Here is an 18,625-nt window from a genome sequence, read left to right on the forward strand (position 1 = left end):
CATTAGTTGGCTAAACGCTGTGCACGTAACCGGATCGCAGCATCATCCGGGGCTAAATCTAAGGCTTTTCTCGCCATTGAGGTGGCTTGTGATTTATTCCCCATTTGCTCATTCACTTCAGCTAAGCGTATCCATAAATGTGCATCATTCGGCGCAATCCGTAAAGCTCGCTCTAAAGTCGTTGCCGCTCGATCTGGCTTACCTACACTCAATTCATTATTGGCCTGCTTTAATAGTACAGTGACGACGGGTGAAGAACTGCTCGCCGCTTGAGACGTACTACTCGTCGTTGAGTCAGTCTGACCTGACCCAAGCTGAGTCGTACCTGTACCAGTTTGTGGAGGCACAACCGTACTGGTACTCGGTGGCGCAGTTTTTTCTGCAGGTAAATCTAATACTTCCACTTGCACCTTACTTTGGTCCCAAAAAGGTAGCTCTGCAGGTTTAGTCGGAGTCACAGTTTGTGTTTGGCGACTCGGTGTAGGTGGTTTTTCTGGAATATAAGTAACAGCGGGCCCGCTTGGTTTTTTAGTGGGGCGCGACTCAGGTAAAGGCTCAGCAACAATTTTCGGACGTGCTTCAATCGGTGTAACCGTCGGCGGTGGATCAAAACGACGAGGTTGCTGCACGGGAGGTGCTTGTACTTGAATGTGGGGAGGAACAGGCAGTGGCCTAGTCTCTAAAGGCATCGCTTGTGGTACAGGTGGCATGGGTGCTGAATACATCGGCTCTGGCACATAAGCAGGCGCACAAGCACTTAAACCCGCCGCAACTAAAGCGAAAGGCAGATAAGCGAGGATCATTTTTTTATGAGCGATCGGCATGTTCATCAGTTTCCCGGTTTGTTCATAAGATCATCTACCCAAGTACCATTAGCGGGCGCTGGAGCAGGTGCTGGGCGCGGAGCAGCCGGACGCGGAGCAGCTGGACGTGGTACGGGTGCTGGACGGGGCGTTGCTTGAGGCGCAGCAGTTGCAGGTCGAGCCTGTGCAGGCGCTGGGGCTGCAGCTGGTAGACCTGTTTCAGAAATCGGTGCTTCTGGCTGGGGTTCTGCACAATAACTGACCTTTTGCGGCTGCGTCCCACGGATAAATGGCATTTTTGTGGACTTACCACAGGCTGGATTAAATAATAAACCTGTACTGGCATCCACATCGACCCAGATTAAGCGTGAGGATTGCCCGACTTTAAGCGGCTGGGAAGGCATCACTTTCATCATATCAGCCCAGACTTTTAAGGCCCCTGTCCCTCCTGTCATATTGGTCGGTTTACTATCATCACGGCCAACCCAAACTGTCATCACATGCTGACCTGAGAAACCTGCAAACCAACTGTCTTTCTTATCATTGGTCGTCCCTGTTTTACCAGCCACCGCCTTCCAACTTGGTAAGACCCCTTGCAAGGCTTTTGCTGTACCATTAGTGGTAACTTGATGCATGCCAAAATTCAGCATTTCTACCGATTCTGGGCGGGCAACTTGCTGGACGGTGAGCGGATAACGAGTCAAGGTTTTGCCATTCGACACATTCATCACACTACGAATCGACTTTAAGGGCGAGTAAGAGCCATTTGCAGCCAAAGTTTGATACATTTGCTGTACATCAAAAGGCGCTAATTCTAAAGCACCTAATAAAATCGCCGGATACGCCGGAATGTCCTTCTTAATCCCCAAGTCACCAAGGGTTTTAATCACTTTATCTAAGCCGACTTCCACGCCTACCCGCACAGCGGGCGTATTGCGTGACATCATTAAGGCCTGCATCACCGTCATGGTGCCCGTAAAGCGCTGATCATAGTTACCCGGTTGCCAATACTTATTCCGACCGATTTTCACGGTCACTGCTGCATCGCTGACCCGATCCCCGAGCGAACCGTATTTGCCCTTGGCCTCAAAAGCCGCTAAATAAATGGCAGGCTTGACTAAAGAACCAATCTGGCGCTGTGCAATCAGAGCATGATTATAACCGGGATAACGCACATCTAAGCCTCCGACTAGGGCAATGACTTCGCCACCTTGTACGGTACTAATCACCATTGCCCCGCTTAATTTATTCTTCGGGATGCGATTCGCCCGCTCCAACTGCTGGACTCGCTTAATCACAATTTGCTCAGCCGTCAACTGGACAATTGGATCCATTGACGTAAAGATTAGCAAACCCTCCGAACGCAAATCCTCTTCACGGTAATCACGTTGTAATTGTAAGCGCACTAAATCCAAATAAGCGGGAAAAGGACTAGCCCCTGAAGGCCGATGCTCGCTGACCCCTAAGGGTCGACTGCGGGCTTCGCTCGCTTCGGCTGAAGTCAACACCCCTTCTTGCTCCATCACTGTCAGCACTAGATTGCGCCGCTCGAGGGCGCGCTCAGGAAAACGCCGTGGATTATAGAAGGCCGCCCCTTTGGCTAAACCAATCAATAAGGCAATTTGATCCGACTTAAGCTCACGAACCGGGCGGTTGAAATAGAATTGTGCCGCTAGACCAAAGCCATGAATAGCACGATCACCATCCTGTCCTAAATAAATTTCATTTAAATAGGCCTCAAGAATTTCTTGCTTGGTATAATGTAATTCGAGTAACAAAGCCATCAAGGCTTCTTTAAGCTTGCGCTCCCAACTACGTTCATTGGTCAGATAAAAGTTTTTCACCAATTGCTGGGTGATGGTACTGCCACCTTGCACGGTTTGTCCGGCTTTCAGGTTGGTCACCATCGCCCGTGCAATCGCTAGCGGATTGACACCTTGATGCTCGTAGAACTTTTTATCTTCTACCGCCAATAAGCCGTTAATTAACAAAGGTGAGACATCTTTAATTCGCACCAACACCCGATCTTCATTTTGACTGGGATAGAAATTCCCGATCAGGACTGGCTCAACCCGCATCAGGGGTAAAGGTTCTTGACCATTGGCTAATGCCAATGATTTTACTTTGCCACGCGCTAGACTCACCTTAATACTACGGGCAGGCTCCATATCTTCTGCAAACTGGAAGCCACGGGTGACAATTTCAAAATTCTCACCTTTACGGAAATATTGCCCGGTTTCGGTCGGGGTTTTATCCATTTCTGCGTAATTGAGCAATTTCAACTCTTGCTCTAAGTGATCAGCATACAGCTGCTGACCATTAAATAACTCTAAAGGCCGTGCAAAGACCCGCGCAGGCAAAGCCCAACGACGGCCTTCAAATTGCTTACGCACGATCTCATCGAGCTGCATGGAATACACCACCAGCGCTAATACACCTAACACGAGGCCAACAATTAAAACAATGCGGAAAACCCGCCCAAAAAGTCGCATAAAAAACCCGATTCCTTTCACGGGAAAAAGCCACCAAGCAGTCCGTGATTTTTCTATCACTGCGGGCGGATTCTGATTCGATTCCTGAGTCAACGTGCTGTCCTGCTGAATGTGCAACTATGCCAATATTGACCAACTTCATGTTGGCCTAGTTCAAGCCAGTGCTAACACTAGCGCAAACGCCTACGGATTTTACACAATAACCTTGCAGGAAACATTAACCTCCTGTGCAAGTTTAGTGGATAAGCCCGGAAATATGGATGCCTCGCAACAAAAATCAACCACTACAGCACTCAAAGCTTCTGGACATTTGCCTGCTGATAGTTTCTAGTAAACGCCATTTTCTGCTTAGATGGGTCGCTTGGCATGTTGCATGATTTAGTCAATTGGTTGCTCGAAACTGTAGGTGCTTGGGGTTATACAGGAATTTTTATCTTAATGGCGATGGAATCAACCGTCCTGCCAGTCCCGAGTGAACTGGTGTTAATTCCGGCGGGCTATCTAGCCCATCAAGGTGAAATGAGCTTTTCTTTAATTCTGTTAGCCTCCACTTTAGGTAGTTTAGCAGGCGCCTCACTCAACTATATCTTAGCTTTATGGCTAGGCCGCCCGTTTTTAAATAAATATGGCAAATACTTTTTCGTGCGCCCAGAGCTGCTACAAAAAACCGATGCGTTCTTCTTTAAACACGGGGCAATCTCTACCTTTACTGGACGCTTAATCTTGGGGATTCGGCATCTGATCTCTATTCCAGCCGGTTTAACACGAATGAACTTTGCTAAGTTTAGCTTTTATACCTGCCTAGGCGCAGCGGTTTGGTCATTAGTACTGATGCTGATGGGCTATTTCATTGGTGGCAATGAGCAGTTGATTAAAGATAACCTACCGGTGATGACTGCAGCAATTTTAGGCTCAGTGGCTTTAATTATTACGGTGTATTATTTCTGGCAAAAACGCCAAAAAGCTTAGGCAGCCAATGAACCATTAAAAACAAGTGATCAACTTAGCGGCTGGCGGCTTGACTATGAGCCTTGCCCTGTTAGGCTCATACTCGATTCAGAACAGATCATTTTTATTCGAGTTATTGCTTGCAAACGTCGGCTATCTTCTTGATAAATAGATTCATCTTGGCTAGCCAACTGCAACTGCTTGAGCATTGCTTGCGCCCAAGGGCTTAACTGAGGATGCAACTGATAATGCACCCACAAACCCAATTTACGATCTTGCAACACACTCGCCTCCCGCAAAATAGCGAGATGCCGCGAGATTTTTGGCTGAGCTAAACCGAGTGCTTCCGTCAACTCACAAACACACAACTCAGGGTATTGCACCAATAAACTTAAAATTCGCAAGCGGGTTTGATCCGCCAAGGCTTTAGTAAATACCTCTAAACTTAAACTTGTCATGGCTTTAAAATTAATCCCAGTGCAATCGCCCACATAATGACACCAATTAAAACATCTAGCCGCTGCCAACTTTTCGGGCTAGCAAACCAAGGGGCTAGTTTCTTGCCACCCCACGCCAATAAGCTAAACCAACACAAAGAAGCCAAACACGCACCTAAGGCAAACCACGCAGGCTCATCACCGGGTAATTGCCCACCAATGCTACCGAGCAAAATTACCGTATCCAGATAGACATGTGGATTGAGCAAACTGAGCGCCGCCACGGTTAGTAAAGCGGCTACTAAACTTTGTTGAGCTACGGTTTGCGTCTGTGCGAGTTGCAAACTGCTCGGCTGCCAAGCCCGTTTAAACGCCAACCCCCCATAAACAAACAAAAATAAGGCGCCTCCCCATAAAGCTAAGTTTAACAGGGCTGGATGCGCTTCAATCAGTGCACCTAAGCCCCAAACACCGGCTAGGATTAGAACGACATCAATCAAAATACAAGTAGCAGCGACTGCCACCACATGCTGATGACGCAAAGCACTGGTGAGCACGAAGGCATTTTGTGCGCCAATCGCAATAATCAAACTTGCCCCAATGCCAAAGCCTTGGAGTGCGGCCATTACAGACATAAATTATTCAGCCTTTTAAACAATAAGTTCTCATAATTCTTGCCCCTCTTTGTCGCATATTTCCTTATAATGTGTCGACAAAATTATTAAATGAGGCGTTTACGTATGAAGTTTTTTATTGATACGGGTGATATTAATGAAATCCGTGAGCTATGTGCCACTGGAATGGTTGATGGGGTGACCACTAACCCCTCTTTAGTCGCTAGCTCTGGGCGTGATTTTATTTCCTTAATTCGTGAAATTACTGAAATTACTCCCGGTCCTGTCAGTGCTGAAGTATTGGCCACCGATACTGTGACTATGCTAAAAGAAGCTGAGGTACTCAGCAAAATTGCCAGCAATGTTTGTATTAAATTGCCCCTGACTGTTGATGGCCTACGGGCTTGTAAACAGCTGTCTAGTCAAGGGATTAAAACCAATGTCACACTCTGCTTTAGCCCCCTACAAGCCCTGTTAGCCGCCAAAGCCGGAGCAACTTATGTCTCTCCCTTTGTCGGGCGCTTGGATGATATTGGCGAATTAGGTTCTGACTTAATCCGTCATATCATTAATGTCTATGACAACTATCCTGAATTACAAACCCAAGTCCTGGCTGCTTCCATTCGTAGCCCACAACATGTATTAGAAGCCGCCTATGCAGGCGCACATGTCGCCACCATTCCACCCAAAATTTTAAAACAGATGTATAACCATCCGTTAACTGATAAGGGTTTAGCCAATTTTATGGCTGACTGGGCTAAAACGGGGCAAAAGCTGCTGTAAGTTTACAAGAGCAAATCGTCTTTAATCGGTATGTAACGAGTTGCACTATTGATTAAGGCATTCGAAGTCAAAATCGGCACGCCATAGACTTCAGTTTCGACTCGATATCGCTGCTGTATACGTTGCAGCAGCAAATCGAAATCGCCATCACCGGACGCTAGCAAAATCACATCCGTATGCGCGGCGGCTTCCATGACATCTAAAGTAATTCCCACATCCCAATCGCCTTTTGAAGAGCCATCTCGACGTTGAATATAGGGTTTCAGCTTGACCTGAAAGCCGATCCCTCTAAGAATATTTTGAAATTGCTGCTGTTTTTGATCACCTCGGTCAATCGCATAGGCATAAGCACTTACCACGATGCGATCATGGGTAACTTGCTGCCAAAACTTGTTGTAATCGAAATTACGGTTATAGGCATGCCGAGTGGTATAGTAGATATTTTGTACATCTACAAACAGACTAAGTTTCTTCATGTAGCTATCTTACAACACTGTCGTGAATTTGCATGCCTTAAATCCTTAGTTAATGAAACTTTGCTAACTATTTGATGCATCTACAGTTAGGCTTTAAAGTTTACACTCAGTTAACTGCGCATCAGGTAGATTTTTCAACAAACCAAAACCTTGTGCCTGCACTTTTGCTAAACCGTCACGGGTAATAGTAAAAATATTGATTTTGCCATCCGGTGCACCACAAACCGCCGGATACATCATGCCATCGACACCACAGTTCGCCTTTTTGACTTTTACGCCAACTTTGATCAATTGTCGCCGCATTTGACTAACAGACTCGCCCCCACCTTGGCATTGCAAAGACCCTTGAGATTTGTAAATTTTCACTAAATAAGCGGATGCAGGCGGTGGTGCAGGTCGAGCCGCCAGCTGTGCAGGCAGGAAAACAAAACCGGCAGCACTCAGTATTAAAGCCACCGTGGGTATAAAGCGTTTGAACATAATGCTCTCCTGAGAGTTGAACGTATTATCTGCGTTTATTCAATTATTTGCAGTCACCATCAAGACTAGTAGGCAGATTTTTTAATGACGCTATACTCACTGAGTTTCTTTTTTCTGCCTCAACCTTGCTTAGTTCTGCTTAGGAAGTCCGTTCTATTGGCAAAGACCTCACCGATTAGACCCTATAAACCCTGCAAGGTTTGCTTTGACCGTGGTACTTAATGTGACAAGTTGCTAATCGGAGCTTGACCTCGCCTGTACATCAATCTATTTTTACGCGCAAGCTTCAAGACCTTAATTTTAACTTAGTGCACAAGGAGTCTGGCTGTGCCAAATAGCCATAAACCATTAGGATGGGTAGTCGCTCTTTTATTACTCACTCCATCTACTGCATGGGCACATACAGCAACCGGCACGGTAGATGGTTTTTTGAGTGGTTTCACCCATCCTCTGTATGGCTGGGATCATGTAGCAGCGATGATCGCAGTCGGTATTTTGGGTGCTTTCTTGGGTCGCCCCGCTATTTGGGTATTACCGATGGTCTTCCCCTTAGTAATGGCACTTGGGGGAGTACTCGGCATTTTAGGTGTGCCGCTGCCCGGCATTGAACCCGGCATTGCGCTCTCGTCGATTGTCTTGGGCAGTCTCATCGTTTTAGCCATCCGCCCACCCTTATGGGTAGCTGTGATCTTAGTCGCAATGTTTGCCATTTTCCACGGGTATGCACATGGTGCAGAGCTACCAAATGCGGCTAACCCCTTGGCTTATTCGGTGGGCTTTGTGCTGTCAACAGGTATGTTACATTTATTCGGGATTGCGATTGGTGAATTGATTCGCTGGCCTTGGGGCAAAGTTGTCGCCCGGGCAACAGGCGGGCTGATTGCTTTAACCGGTGTGGGCTTTTTAACAGGCGTCCTGTGATCAGCTTTTTTTGGCAAGGCTGCTTACATCCTTTAAGCGTGCCCGGGCATTTACTAGTGTTGCTGGCTTTAGGCTTATTACTCGGTCAGCAAGATAAATTCAGCCTACGCTCGAGCTTAGGTCTATTTGTGCTTAGTTTAGTACTGGCTTTGGTCTTAACACCTTTGCTGCCGCCTCTTCAATACAATGAGTTTATCCTACTGCTGTTAGCCTTCATCTTAAGTTTGCTAGTGATCATTAAATTACCTCTGCCTTTAGGCTTAGTACTCTGCTTAAGTGTCAGTACTGCACTCCTGCTTGGCCTAGATTCCAGAGCACCTAGGCTTCCGGGCTTAGCGGTCAGTAAACTTTATCTGCATGCTTTAGGTACTAGCCTTAGCGCTAGCCTGATTTTAACCTTACTCGCTAGCTTAAGTTTTTATTTGAATAAACTATTAGCAGGGATTGCCGTTCGTGTCATTGGCGCCTGGATAGCGGCAAGCTCTTTAATGGTATTAGCCTTGCTGATTCAGCACTCACTGCCCTTACTTACAGCATCTTAACTTAATCACAGGAAGATTCAGAGTGATCAGAATACCCACCGCCTATTCACGTTATTTACATCCTTTCGTCCGTTTGGCCACTTGCACTGCACTGCTCAGCTTAACGCATTCCGTGCAGGCGGATGGTTTTCATTATCAAATTCAAGCAGCGACTCAATTTGTCGCCAATCCTGCCGGTGAATTGACCGCCTTGAAAATGGCTTGGACTTATGACCCTGAGCTTGCGGCTATTTTATTGGAAGATGAGGATCTCTCCGAGGCAAATAAAGCAGCCACGCTCAAGCAGCGTGCTAGCGATATTTTAGCGGATCTAGCTAAACTAGGTTATTTCACGCAATTAGCTGTCGATGGCCAAGCCGTTGCTACCGCTCCGGTACAAGACTACCAGATGAGCTTAACCAACGATCAAAGCCTGCTCTTAAGCTTTCAACTGCCCTTAAAGACAGCCATTCCGGTGGTAGGGAAAAAACTGAGTTTACGCTTAGCTGACCCGGATGGCGTGGGTGCTTTGTCTTATAAAGATCCGCAACAAGTCAGTTTAGATGAGGCCTTAAGTAAGCGCTGTACCTCGCCTCGCTTAAGTCAGGAAACCCTAGATTTACCGAATGATCACAAACTGAGCGTACCGATCGTACAGCTTGAATGTCAGTGAGGAAAACCAAAGCGGTTAACGGCTAACCGCTTTGCTGACTAGCAGTTCATTAATGACGGTCGCTATTCCAACCCCCATGAGGGGGACGATGGTGATAGCCACGCCGTTCATTATCATGGCGTTCACGCCAAATATTACGGCTGGCTTGTTCAAGGCGAGCAATCAAATCATTGCGCTCATTGGCTGTTAAACAACCGTCCTGACGCATCCGCCGCTCCATACCTGCAATTCGCTCTTGCTGCGCCCAAAGCATATCAGCCTCTGAACGGGTCAGATCACCGTCTTGACGGCCTGCATGTATCCGACTCGCTTGTTCGGCTTGTAACTGATCGACCCGATTGCCCGGTAAGCAACGCACAGGTTGATAATGGGGTGGTGGTACGAGGCGAGGTGGTGGTACAACATGAATACTAAAATTCCCACCGGGATTACCATGATACCCCGGTCCATTCCAGTGCCGTCCATCATCGGTTGCATTCGCTAAACCACTTAACAAGCAGCCTGTTGCAGTCAACATAAGCAATACAGTTTTCTTAAACATCATAATCTCCTGACTCAGCCAATGAATAGCCAATGAAGAGGGCGAGGCTCTTGATTAAAAAAATCTAAAATTTAATTTTAACCTTTAAAAGCTAGCTCGCTCTTACTATTTATCAACTAAGGATTGAATACACTTTTTCTTGGTTGATGAACCTAGTATGAAAATCTATCCTTTGTTATGCCATAACAAGCTGTTCATTATTCAATACTAGCCTTGGTCTTTTTATTTGAAACTTAATAACATTTATCTATTAAACTAACTAAGAGCTGTTGTGTTTAACAGAAAAATATTTTTAACTAATTGATTTAAAACAATTTTTTATCTTGTTATAAGCTAACAAACCGAAGTCATTGAATAATGATGGCTATCTTGACCTGCTTGGGTTTAAATCAATACGCTATAACAGAATATGGGCGAATAATGGAGAGCTATAATGAAAAAATTAATCTATGTGGCATTAATATCAATACTTATTGCTGGGCAGGCTAATGCTTATGCTTTAAGTTGTGAGGTCGATTTCAGGGCAAAACGTGACGTGAATGAAACACATTGGTATGGCAAAATTGAACGTCCTGAATTTAGATCAGGGACTGTCTCCGGTCAGGGTGCAAATAAACGGGATTGTGAGCGCGATGCTTTATCGGAGATCAAAGCCGAAGGCTGGCAAATTACCTTTCAACGTACTCGTGTCACAAGCAACTAAGACGGCTCAGTGTCCTCAGTCAGTAGACGGATATGGCTTGGATCCATATCCAACCAATAGCCTTTGCCTCGTCGATTTTGAATCAAACTTTTTTCTAACCAACGTGCACCTAACTCTTCACGTAAGCGTTTAATCAGTTGCGTACCATTATCCCCCGGTAACTCAGCCGGATGCAGTGGCAAATCGGCTTGTCGCTTGGTCACTAATTCGCGTAAGGTCTGCATTTGCGCTCGATTTAGCTCTAACTCCAGATTATTTAAGCGTAACCGGTCACCTGCTAAGAACTCTAAACGCTCAACCACTAAGCCACTCTCACGCCATAAGGCTAAACGGCGCTTATCTTGACTCCAACTGTACATTTGTACACCAAATAGAATCAGCGTCAGCACTAAGGCTGCAATCAGAACACCAATTAAAGTCGTCATAAACTCAAAGGTCAAGGATACGAGGCGCACATACTCCTCAAAACTTTGCTCTTCAGTAATTGCACTGCCCGCAGGATAGAGCGGTGCTGCTGAGAAGTTAAACATCGAAAAGACGGCCAACCCAACAAGAGCAATGATCGACACGAGTAAGATCAATGCAATCACTAGCGAGAAATAGGAATGTCGGAAAACTCGGATGAATGCTTGTTTCATAGCGGCCTGCTTATTAATATCGCTGTGCTAGGTTTGGATTGAGGCGACAGCGATAGGTTCATTACCGCCCCTTGAAAAATAGTGCAACAGCTTAACAACTTAAACCGCAGGCCTAGGGGCTTACCTTATTATTCACTAAATCATCGCCCTTTAAGCGCCGAACCAAGCTATCCACTTCAACTGTTTGTGCATTAGCCACCAGCGTATTATTATCGGTACGAACATTAATCACACCATTGCCACGATTGGCTTCGACACGGTTATGACCCGAATTATCCCAATAGTATTTGAAGGTCAAAAAGCTAGCATACACTGGCTTAGCACAGTCCCAATCCTCTAAATTCCAATCGACTCGCTTACCAATTTCCACCGCACCACCTGCACCATTGTTTTGAATCCGATTATTCCGAATCAAATTCCCTTTAGCTTCAAAAATACGTGGCACATAATTCGGGTCACTGTGTACCTTTTCACCACAATTGGCATACAAATGTACACCCCCCCGCGCATTCGCTGTTAAGGTATTGCGTGCAATCCGATTATTATAACTGCCATCAATCGCAATCGCTTCGCGCAGACCGCGCCCTTGCTTAGGTTTGCCTTGTGGATCGAGGAAACCACTGTGAGTAATCACATTATCCACAATCACATTAGCAAACGAACCGGTATCTAAATAAACAGCAGGGCCTTGGGCAGCGGTAATTTTGCTATTTTTTAAAGTTACTTTGCTATTCCCCACCCACACATACACAGCAGTCCCCCGTGGGTTCAGAAACTGCAGATTATCAATCATCACATTGCGAGTTGCTGTTTGCTGAATATAAGGATAATAACCTTGTGGATTGCGCACTAGATTTTGCAAATCCGAGGGGCTTAAATGGCGATGTACATAGAGCGCGGTACCATAACCTTTAATCCTGCCATTTTTTACACTCAAATTCCGGCTAGGACGTTGAGGATCAGTGGTCGTAAAGCGAATCGCATCCATCAGCTTGTCACTGACTAAAGTCGAGCCATTCAAATCTAAGCTGACATTTTGTACATTTTCAAACACAAACCGTGTATCTCTTAACGTACAAGCAGCGGGTAGCACCATATTAGCTTTGACTTGCACAGTTTGGCCATTGAGTGCTGCACAAGCCGAGTTTGCTTGAAGATTATCCCTAGCCCAAGATAAATCTGCCCATAATAGTGGACTTAATAAAAGAATATAGACCTTACGCATGGTAATTACCCTTAAATCATACAGTGCCGAGTTTGCAAATCTTGCCTAAATAACTGTGACCACTCATCATTAACTTCGTTCGCTAATTTTAATAAAGAGCTATTCACAGGCTTATGCGGCAAATGAATATTGAGTTTTCCTGCAAGATCCAGCAGATAAGCTTTTGCAGTAACAATACGCTCATAGCTTAAAGAAAACGGATTAATTTTATAAGCAGAAAAAAACTCTTGCCATAATTGTTCTTCCCGCTTAATCGCCTGCACATGCTTGAAAATACTGTCAAAGTCATAGTGGGTCTGTAGATTATAATCAATCAACTCACTACCTTCTAAACAGTGGCCATGCTTAGCCCCTAAACCCGCTTTAGAAGCCCCGTTTGGCACAGCATGGCAAATATTAGTTTGCCTTGCCATCTCACGGGAAACGGCTTGAGCAATCAAATCTTGACGCTGCAAATAAACCCAGAGTGCATCTTTATAAAAATCATATAAACTTTGTGCATTTCGCTCGACCTTAGGTTTATTAAATATTTTCTTAGATATATCTGAAACTAAATGCGTACTAAACTCACTATGGGCTTTTTCCACTAAATGCCATTGATCCTGCATCAATTTGACAGCAAAAACTCCATTTTCAGTCGTCCCTGCCGAAGTCATCATAGCAATAAAATCATTTGCCTCAGCTTTCGATGAAAGCGTAGCTGCCTTAAGATAAAACTCTTTCGGCCTACCTAAAACCCCAGTAGCCTCTAACTCCTTACATAATAAAGTAGAGCCAGAACGCTGAGTTGCACAAATAATAATTTTTTTCATCGCTATATCTTATCTAAACCTGCCTTGACTGATGAGATTAACTGCTTAATTTACAAAATCCGCTTTAAAAACTCTCCCGTAAACGAGCCTTGGGTTTGTGCTATCTGTTCGGGGGTTCCCATTGCAATAATTTTCCCACCCCGACTACCACCTTCAGGGCCTAAATCAATCACCCAGTCGGCGGTTTTAATCACATCTAAATTATGTTCAATAACGACCACAGTATTACCCCCATCCCGCAAGCGATGCAAAACCTTTAATAGCTGATCGACATCATGAAAATGCAAGCCCGTCGTTGGTTCATCGAGAATATAGATGGTTTTCCCTGTCCCTCGTTTTGATAACTCTTTCGCCAATTTTACTCGTTGTGCCTCACCACCTGATAAAGTAGTGGCATTTTGCCCCAGCGTAACATACGACAAGCCCACATCCATGAGGGTTTGTAATTTGCCATAAATCGCCGGAACAGCCGCAAAAAACACGGCGGCATCTTCCACCGTCATCGCCAAAACCTCACTAATATTTTTGCCCTTAAAGCGCACATCGAGGGTTTCACGGTTATAGCGTTTACCTTGGCAAACCTCACAGGTTACATAGACATCTGGCAGAAAATGCATTTCAACTTTAATCACCCCATCTCCCGCACAAGCCTCACAACGCCCCCCTTTCACATTGAATGAAAAGCGCCCGGGTTGATAACCGCGTGAACGCGACTCCTGAGTCGCTGCAAAAATATCCCGAATCGCAGTGAATACCCCCGTATAAGTGGCTGGATTAGAGCGGGGAGTACGCCCAATCGGGCTTTGGTCAATATCAATAATCTTGTCAATTTGCTCGACCCCCTGCACGGCTTTTACGGCTGCGACCTCCACACTACTATCATGCAAATAGCGTGCTAAATAAGGATACAGTGTCCGATTAATCAGGGTTGATTTCCCCGAGCCAGAAACTCCCGTCACACAAGTTAATAAACCTAGGGGAAGATCTAAACTCACCTTCTGTAGATTATTCCCACTAGCCTCCACCAGTTTAATCACGCGCTCAGGGTTAAATGGAGTACGTTGCTTGGGAATTTCAATTCGGCGTTGCCCACATAAGAATTGCCCAGTAATTGATGCAGGTACTTCAGCCACCTCCAAAGGCTTGCCCTGAGCAATAATCTGCCCACCGTGTACACCCGCACCAGGGCCAATATCCAAGACAAAATCAGCACTGCGAATTGCATCCTCATCATGCTCAACCACAATCACGGTATTGCCTAAATCACGTAAGCGGAATAAAGTCCGCAAAAGACGATCATTATCGCGTTGATGCAAACCAATCGACGGTTCATCCAGCACATACATTACCCCAACTAAACCTGCCCCGATTTGTGAAGCCAAGCGAATCCGTTGCGCTTCCCCGCCGGATAAAGTTTCAGCACTGCGACTGAGGGTTAGATAGTCTAAACCGACATTCACTAAAAACTCTAAACGTAAACTAAGCTCACGAATAATCTTTTCGGCAATTTTACCTTGCGTACCAGGGAGAATTAAATCACGGAAAAAAGCATGCGCCTCACCAATTGGCAATAAACTTAAAGTCGGTAAATTTTTTTCGGCGACTAAAACATTGCGTGCCTGCTCATTCAAACGTGTCCCTTTACAATCTGGACAAGGGCGACTGGATAAATACTTAGCTAATTCTTCGCGCACCATATTCGAATCGGTATCCCGATAACGGCGCTCTAGATTATTAATCACCCCTTCAAACTCATGGCTGCGCTGATAAATCTGCCCTTTCTGCCCCACATAAGTAAATTCAACTTTATCCTGACCACTGCCATACAGAATAATTTTGCGCGTGGTATCCGTTAGATCTTTCCACGGTGCGCTTACATCAAAGCCGTAATAATCCGCCAGTGAGGTTATCATCTGAAAATAATAAGCATTGCGCTGATCCCAACCCCGCACTGCGCCCTCAGCGAGACTTAATTTATCATTTTGAATGACACGCTCAGGATCAAAATACTGTTTCACTCCCAAACCATCGCAAGTCGGACAAGCCCCTTGTGGTGCATTGAAAGAAAATAAACGCGGCTCTAATTCTGGCAGTGACCAACCACAATGCGGGCAAGCATAATTCGCAGAAAAAGTCAGCGATGAGCCTTCGCCTGCCTCCATCGGCGCCACCACGGCGACCCCCTCAGCCAGCTTTAATGCCGTTTCAAACGATTCGGCTAAGCGTAGCTGTAAATCCTCACGCACTTTAAACCGATCCACGACCACTTCGATGGTATGCTTTTTGCGCAACTCTAATTGGGGGAGTTCTTCTAAATCATAGACTTGCCCATCCACCCGCACACGCAAAAATCCCTGTGAACGCAAAGACTCAAACAGCTGTACATGCTCACCTTTACGTTCTCTGACCACCGGAGCTAACAGCATTAAGCGAGTATCTGCAGGCAATGCCAGCACTTGATCCACCATCTGACTAACGGTCTGAACTTGTAAATCGACTTGATGAATTGGGCAACGTGGCACACCCGCACGCGCAAACAAAAGGCGCAAATAATCGTGGATTTCAGTAATCGTCCCCACTGTTGAGCGGGGATTATGGGAAGTCGTTTTCTGTTCAATCGAAATCGCTGGGGATAAACCTTCAATATGATCCAGATCCGGCTTGTCCATCATCGACAAAAATTGGCGTGCATAAGCGGACAGCGACTCGACATAGCGCCGTTGACCTTCCGCAAAAATAGTATCGAACGCTAAAGAGGATTTCCCTGACCCCGACAAACCAGTGATCACAATCAATTGATCTCGAGGCAGGTCAACATCAATATTTTTCAGGTTATGAGTACGCGCTCCACGCACGCGAATGAACTTGTCCATGGGGTCTGCAAGCCTAAAACCAAACAAAAAACGAATCTTAGCAGGTTTAGCCTGTCCCTGGCATTACCTGTTTAAAACTTATTGGTTTAGCTGAGGCTAGCTACACCTATTATCCGCTAAGTCTCGCCTTTAAACAGATGCCTAGACCTACGGCCAACCCAGTCTGCTTATACTAGGCGAATATGAAAACTTGCTAGTGATTAGTCAGTTAGCCATCAAACGAGGTAAGAAATGGATATTCAAACACGACGCGGGCAAAATACTATCCTCCCCCGTCAACCCGATACACAAAGCCAAACCGTACAGGCTCGGCAGCGTTTAGATCAATTCAATGGCTGCAACCCAAACCTTGGTGGTCAGTCAGCCCAGTCTTTAATCCTACAATTGCTGATGCAATTATTAGCGCAATTGAAAGACAATAACAGTAAGCCTACACCTAAACCTGAGCCAATCCCTGATCCTATTATTCAACCCGTCTATGGTGTAGTGATTGACCCCGATCCGGGTATGGTCCAGCCGGTCTATGGTGCGATTATTGATCCTGACCTGATTGATGATCCGATTGTCCAGCCAGTCTATGGCGTGGTGATTGAACCCGATCCGTGGCAGGGTGGTGGCGCTCAACCCGTCTATGGTTCAGTGCTAGAGTCTAGTCAATAGACTAGCCTGAAGTATCTAACCTGATACACTGAATCCAGCACAATAACTAACAATAACTGAGAATCCTCATGGAAACCGCACTGTCTTCTTCACAATCTTATCGGCCACGCCAACGCAAATGCTATGCCGTTTGGGAGATTACCTTAAAATGTAATCTTGCCTGTACCCATTGTGGTTCACGCGCAGGAGAGGCGCGCACGAATGAATTGAGTACGGCTGAGGCTTTCGATTTAGTGCATCAGATGGCAGAGGCAGGGATCACCGAAGTGACACTGATCGGCGGGGAGGCTTATCTACGCAAAGATTGGCTAGAGCTAGCCCGCGAGATTGTGCAAGCAGGTATGATTTGCTCGATGACGACCGGCGGTTATGGGATTAGCCTAACCACAGCCGAACGCATGCAAGCGGCTGGCATTAACCAGCTTTCAGTCTCTATCGACGGCATGAAAGCTACTCATGATAAATTGCGTGGCAAACTCGATTCATGGCGGCAAGCCTTTACGACTATGCAGCATTTGCGCACAGTCGGCCTGCCGTTTGGGGCAAATACTCAAGTCAATCGCCTGTCTGCCCCTGAATTTCCATTAATTTACGAAGCTTTGCTGCAAGCAGGTGCTCAAGCTTGGCAAATTCAAATGACCGTACCGATGGGGAATGCAGCGGATAATTCGGCAATCCTCCTACAACCTGCGGAACTACTCAGCTTTCACCCCCTACTCGCTTATCTGGCTCAACGGGGTCATCATGAAGGTTTAATCGTTCAGCCGGGGAATAATTTTGGTTATTACGGACCGTATGATCGTTTATTGCGCAGTTTTGGCCGTGAAAATAATGAATGGGCTTTTTGGCGCGGCTGTTCTGCGGGTTTAGCGACGATTGGAATTGAGGCGGATGGGGTTATCAAAGCCTGTCCGTCCTTACCGACCTCAGCGTATTCGGGCGGTAATATTCGGGATCATGCTTTGGCCAAAATTCTCACCGAGCGTGAGGAACTGACATTTAATCTCAGTGCAGGCACATCAGCAGCTACCGACCATTTGTGGGGCTTTTGTAAAACCTGTGATTTTGCAGAATTATGCCGTGGCGCTTGCAATTGGACAGCTCATGTCTTTTTTGACAAGCGCGGTAATAATCCCTATTGCCATCATCGCTCGTTGGTTAAAGCCGCTCATGGCGTGCGTGAGCATCTGACTATGAAACGCCAAGCCAGCGGCCTACCGTTTGACAATGGCGAGTTTACCATTCATGAGCTAGCGCTGGACGAATCTTGGGGAGAAGATCCTTGGCATTTCACTTTGGATCAAGTTCAATGGCCATCCGCTTGGCAAGCTGATGTTCCTAAGATACTTGAGCGGCTCAACAATGAAATTCACCATAATATTGCTAATACACGCACGGCTTTAGCACTTGCTTCGGGCTAGCCATATTAACAATGAAAATGAAAATGTTAGCTTAGCGTGACCAAGTACAATCCGGGTTATCCGCAGGGCAGTTCGCATATAATTTTAAAACGGTACCATGCTGTGCAACGCCCCATGCATTAATCGCCAGATTAGAATCTCGCTTACTTAAAATCCGCCCATCCGAGCTAAAAGTCCAAGTGCAGTCAGGGTTACTAGGCGTACACGCATTATGCAAGCGTAGGGCTGTTCCATTTTTAGCCCCACCCCATGCATTTAAAGCCAACTGAGGGTCACGCGCACTCAAGATCATCCCATTACGATAAATCCACATGCAATCTGGATTATCGACTTGACAACCTTGATGTAAGCGCACAATCGTTCCATGCTTAGCACTACCCCAAGCATTGATAGACAAGGCAGCATCACGATCACTGATAATCATAAAACTACTGGCATTCGCGGTAGATACAGCTAAAGCTGCTAACACACCGCATAAACTTCTGGCTACAACAGATTTCATGGGATACCTCGCTTAAAATTAAATACCAATAAATACCCAATATAGCAAAATTTTGGGTAAATAAAAATACCAATCTACCCAATATAGGGCTAGGATTTAGAG

Annotated in this window: 20 protein-coding genes; 8 read left to right on the forward strand and 12 right to left on the reverse strand. The window is 45.9% G+C overall.

Annotated elements, in window-relative coordinates; all coding sequences use genetic code 11:
* Positions 1–2: 2 nt before the first annotated feature.
* Positions 3–830: a tetratricopeptide repeat protein gene (locus tag B5D50_RS09205; RefSeq protein WP_078922309.1), complete on the reverse strand. Its 828-nt coding sequence runs from the start codon at positions 828–830 to the stop codon at positions 3–5.
* Positions 830–3,295, reverse strand: a complete 2,466-nt coding sequence (gene mrcB / locus B5D50_RS09210; protein ID WP_078922310.1) for a penicillin-binding protein 1B — start codon at positions 3,293–3,295, stop codon at positions 830–832. Before mrcB ends, B5D50_RS09205 begins: the two co-directional genes overlap by 1 nt.
* A 366-nt stretch (positions 3,296–3,661) precedes the next feature.
* Between mrcB and B5D50_RS09215 the strand changes: the two genes are divergently transcribed.
* The gene (locus B5D50_RS09215; RefSeq protein WP_078922311.1) at positions 3,662–4,264 is read left to right on the forward strand and encodes a DedA family protein; all 603 of its coding nucleotides are present in this window, start codon (positions 3,662–3,664) and stop codon (positions 4,262–4,264) included.
* 53 nt (positions 4,265–4,317) lie between these two features.
* On the opposite strand, the gene B5D50_RS09220 is transcribed toward B5D50_RS09215, so the two are convergent.
* Positions 4,318–4,701, reverse strand: a complete 384-nt coding sequence (locus tag B5D50_RS09220; RefSeq protein ID WP_078922312.1) for a metalloregulator ArsR/SmtB family transcription factor — start codon at positions 4,699–4,701, stop codon at positions 4,318–4,320.
* Positions 4,698–5,315 (reverse strand): LysE/ArgO family amino acid transporter, encoded by a 618-nt coding sequence (locus tag B5D50_RS09225; RefSeq protein WP_078922313.1) that lies wholly within the window; start codon positions 5,313–5,315, stop codon positions 4,698–4,700. Before B5D50_RS09225 ends, B5D50_RS09220 begins: the two co-directional genes overlap by 4 nt.
* Positions 5,316–5,420: 105 nt before the next feature.
* Here B5D50_RS09225 and fsa point away from each other — a divergent pair, with 105 nt between their 5' ends.
* On the forward strand, positions 5,421–6,077 hold the full coding sequence (fsa, locus tag B5D50_RS09230) for a fructose-6-phosphate aldolase (RefSeq protein WP_078922314.1): 657 nt from the start codon (positions 5,421–5,423) through the stop codon (positions 6,075–6,077).
* A 2-nt stretch (positions 6,078–6,079) separates the two neighbouring features.
* Here fsa and B5D50_RS09235 read toward each other — a convergent pair whose 3' ends face one another.
* The gene (locus B5D50_RS09235) at positions 6,080–6,553 is read right to left on the reverse strand and encodes a LabA-like NYN domain-containing protein (RefSeq protein ID WP_078922315.1); all 474 of its coding nucleotides are present in this window, start codon (positions 6,551–6,553) and stop codon (positions 6,080–6,082) included.
* A gap of 93 nt (positions 6,554–6,646) precedes the next feature.
* Positions 6,647–7,033 carry a hypothetical protein gene (locus tag B5D50_RS09240; RefSeq protein WP_078922316.1) on the reverse strand — a complete coding sequence of 129 codons (387 nt, stop codon included), beginning with the start codon at positions 7,031–7,033 and terminating at the stop codon, positions 6,647–6,649.
* A 327-nt stretch (positions 7,034–7,360) separates the two neighbouring features.
* On the opposite strand from B5D50_RS09240, the gene B5D50_RS09245 reads away from it, so the two are divergent.
* Genes B5D50_RS09245 through B5D50_RS09255 form a run of 3 tightly spaced genes read left to right on the forward strand, consistent with a single transcriptional unit; the run spans position 7,361 to position 9,148 of the window.
* On the forward strand, positions 7,361–7,954 hold the full coding sequence (locus tag B5D50_RS09245; protein ID WP_078922317.1) for a HupE/UreJ family protein: 594 nt from the start codon (positions 7,361–7,363) through the stop codon (positions 7,952–7,954).
* Entirely contained in the window at positions 7,951–8,496 is a 546-nt protein-coding gene (locus B5D50_RS09250) for a HupE/UreJ family protein (RefSeq protein WP_159448603.1), read from the forward strand. Before B5D50_RS09245 ends, B5D50_RS09250 begins: the two co-directional genes overlap by 4 nt.
* A gap of 22 nt (positions 8,497–8,518) precedes the next feature.
* Positions 8,519–9,148, forward strand: a complete 630-nt coding sequence (locus tag B5D50_RS09255) for a DUF1007 family protein (RefSeq protein ID WP_159448604.1) — start codon at positions 8,519–8,521, stop codon at positions 9,146–9,148.
* Between the two features lie 49 nt (positions 9,149–9,197).
* Here B5D50_RS09255 and B5D50_RS09260 read toward each other — a convergent pair whose 3' ends face one another.
* Entirely contained in the window at positions 9,198–9,689 is a 492-nt protein-coding gene (locus tag B5D50_RS09260; RefSeq protein ID WP_078922320.1) for a hypothetical protein, read from the reverse strand.
* Positions 9,690–10,122: 433 nt separating this feature from the next.
* On the opposite strand from B5D50_RS09260, the gene B5D50_RS09265 reads away from it, so the two are divergent.
* Positions 10,123–10,392, forward strand: a complete 270-nt coding sequence (locus B5D50_RS09265) for a hypothetical protein (RefSeq protein ID WP_078922321.1) — start codon at positions 10,123–10,125, stop codon at positions 10,390–10,392.
* On the opposite strand, the gene B5D50_RS09270 is transcribed toward B5D50_RS09265, so the two are convergent.
* From B5D50_RS09270 to uvrA, 4 genes are all read right to left on the reverse strand, one after another.
* Positions 10,389–11,030: a hypothetical protein gene (locus B5D50_RS09270; RefSeq protein WP_078922322.1), complete on the reverse strand. Its 642-nt coding sequence runs from the start codon at positions 11,028–11,030 to the stop codon at positions 10,389–10,391. The two genes, B5D50_RS09265 and B5D50_RS09270, sit on opposite strands and share 4 nt — an antisense overlap.
* A gap of 112 nt (positions 11,031–11,142) precedes the next feature.
* On the reverse strand, positions 11,143–12,255 hold the full coding sequence (locus B5D50_RS09275) for a right-handed parallel beta-helix repeat-containing protein (RefSeq protein ID WP_078922323.1): 1,113 nt from the start codon (positions 12,253–12,255) through the stop codon (positions 11,143–11,145).
* A gap of 11 nt (positions 12,256–12,266) precedes the next feature.
* Positions 12,267–13,067: a Stf0 family sulfotransferase gene (locus B5D50_RS09280; protein WP_078922324.1), complete on the reverse strand. Its 801-nt coding sequence runs from the start codon at positions 13,065–13,067 to the stop codon at positions 12,267–12,269.
* 50 nt (positions 13,068–13,117) lie between these two features.
* Positions 13,118–15,940 carry an excinuclease ABC subunit UvrA gene (uvrA, locus tag B5D50_RS09285; protein WP_078922325.1) on the reverse strand — a complete coding sequence of 941 codons (2,823 nt, stop codon included), beginning with the start codon at positions 15,938–15,940 and terminating at the stop codon, positions 13,118–13,120.
* A gap of 231 nt (positions 15,941–16,171) precedes the next feature.
* On the opposite strand from uvrA, the gene B5D50_RS09290 reads away from it, so the two are divergent.
* Positions 16,172–16,600 carry a hypothetical protein gene (locus B5D50_RS09290; RefSeq protein WP_078922326.1) on the forward strand — a complete coding sequence of 143 codons (429 nt, stop codon included), beginning with the start codon at positions 16,172–16,174 and terminating at the stop codon, positions 16,598–16,600.
* Positions 16,601–16,668: 68 nt separating this feature from the next.
* The gene (locus B5D50_RS09295; RefSeq protein ID WP_078922327.1) at positions 16,669–18,021 is read left to right on the forward strand and encodes a radical SAM/SPASM domain-containing protein; all 1,353 of its coding nucleotides are present in this window, start codon (positions 16,669–16,671) and stop codon (positions 18,019–18,021) included.
* 31 nt (positions 18,022–18,052) lie between these two features.
* On the opposite strand, the gene B5D50_RS09300 is transcribed toward B5D50_RS09295, so the two are convergent.
* Positions 18,053–18,523, reverse strand: a complete 471-nt coding sequence (locus tag B5D50_RS09300; RefSeq protein ID WP_078922328.1) for a hypothetical protein — start codon at positions 18,521–18,523, stop codon at positions 18,053–18,055.
* Positions 18,524–18,625: the final 102 nt, after the last annotated feature.

Source organism: Thiothrix eikelboomii (genome assembly GCF_900167255.1).
Lineage (GTDB): Bacteria > Pseudomonadota > Gammaproteobacteria > Thiotrichales > Thiotrichaceae > Thiolinea > Thiolinea eikelboomii.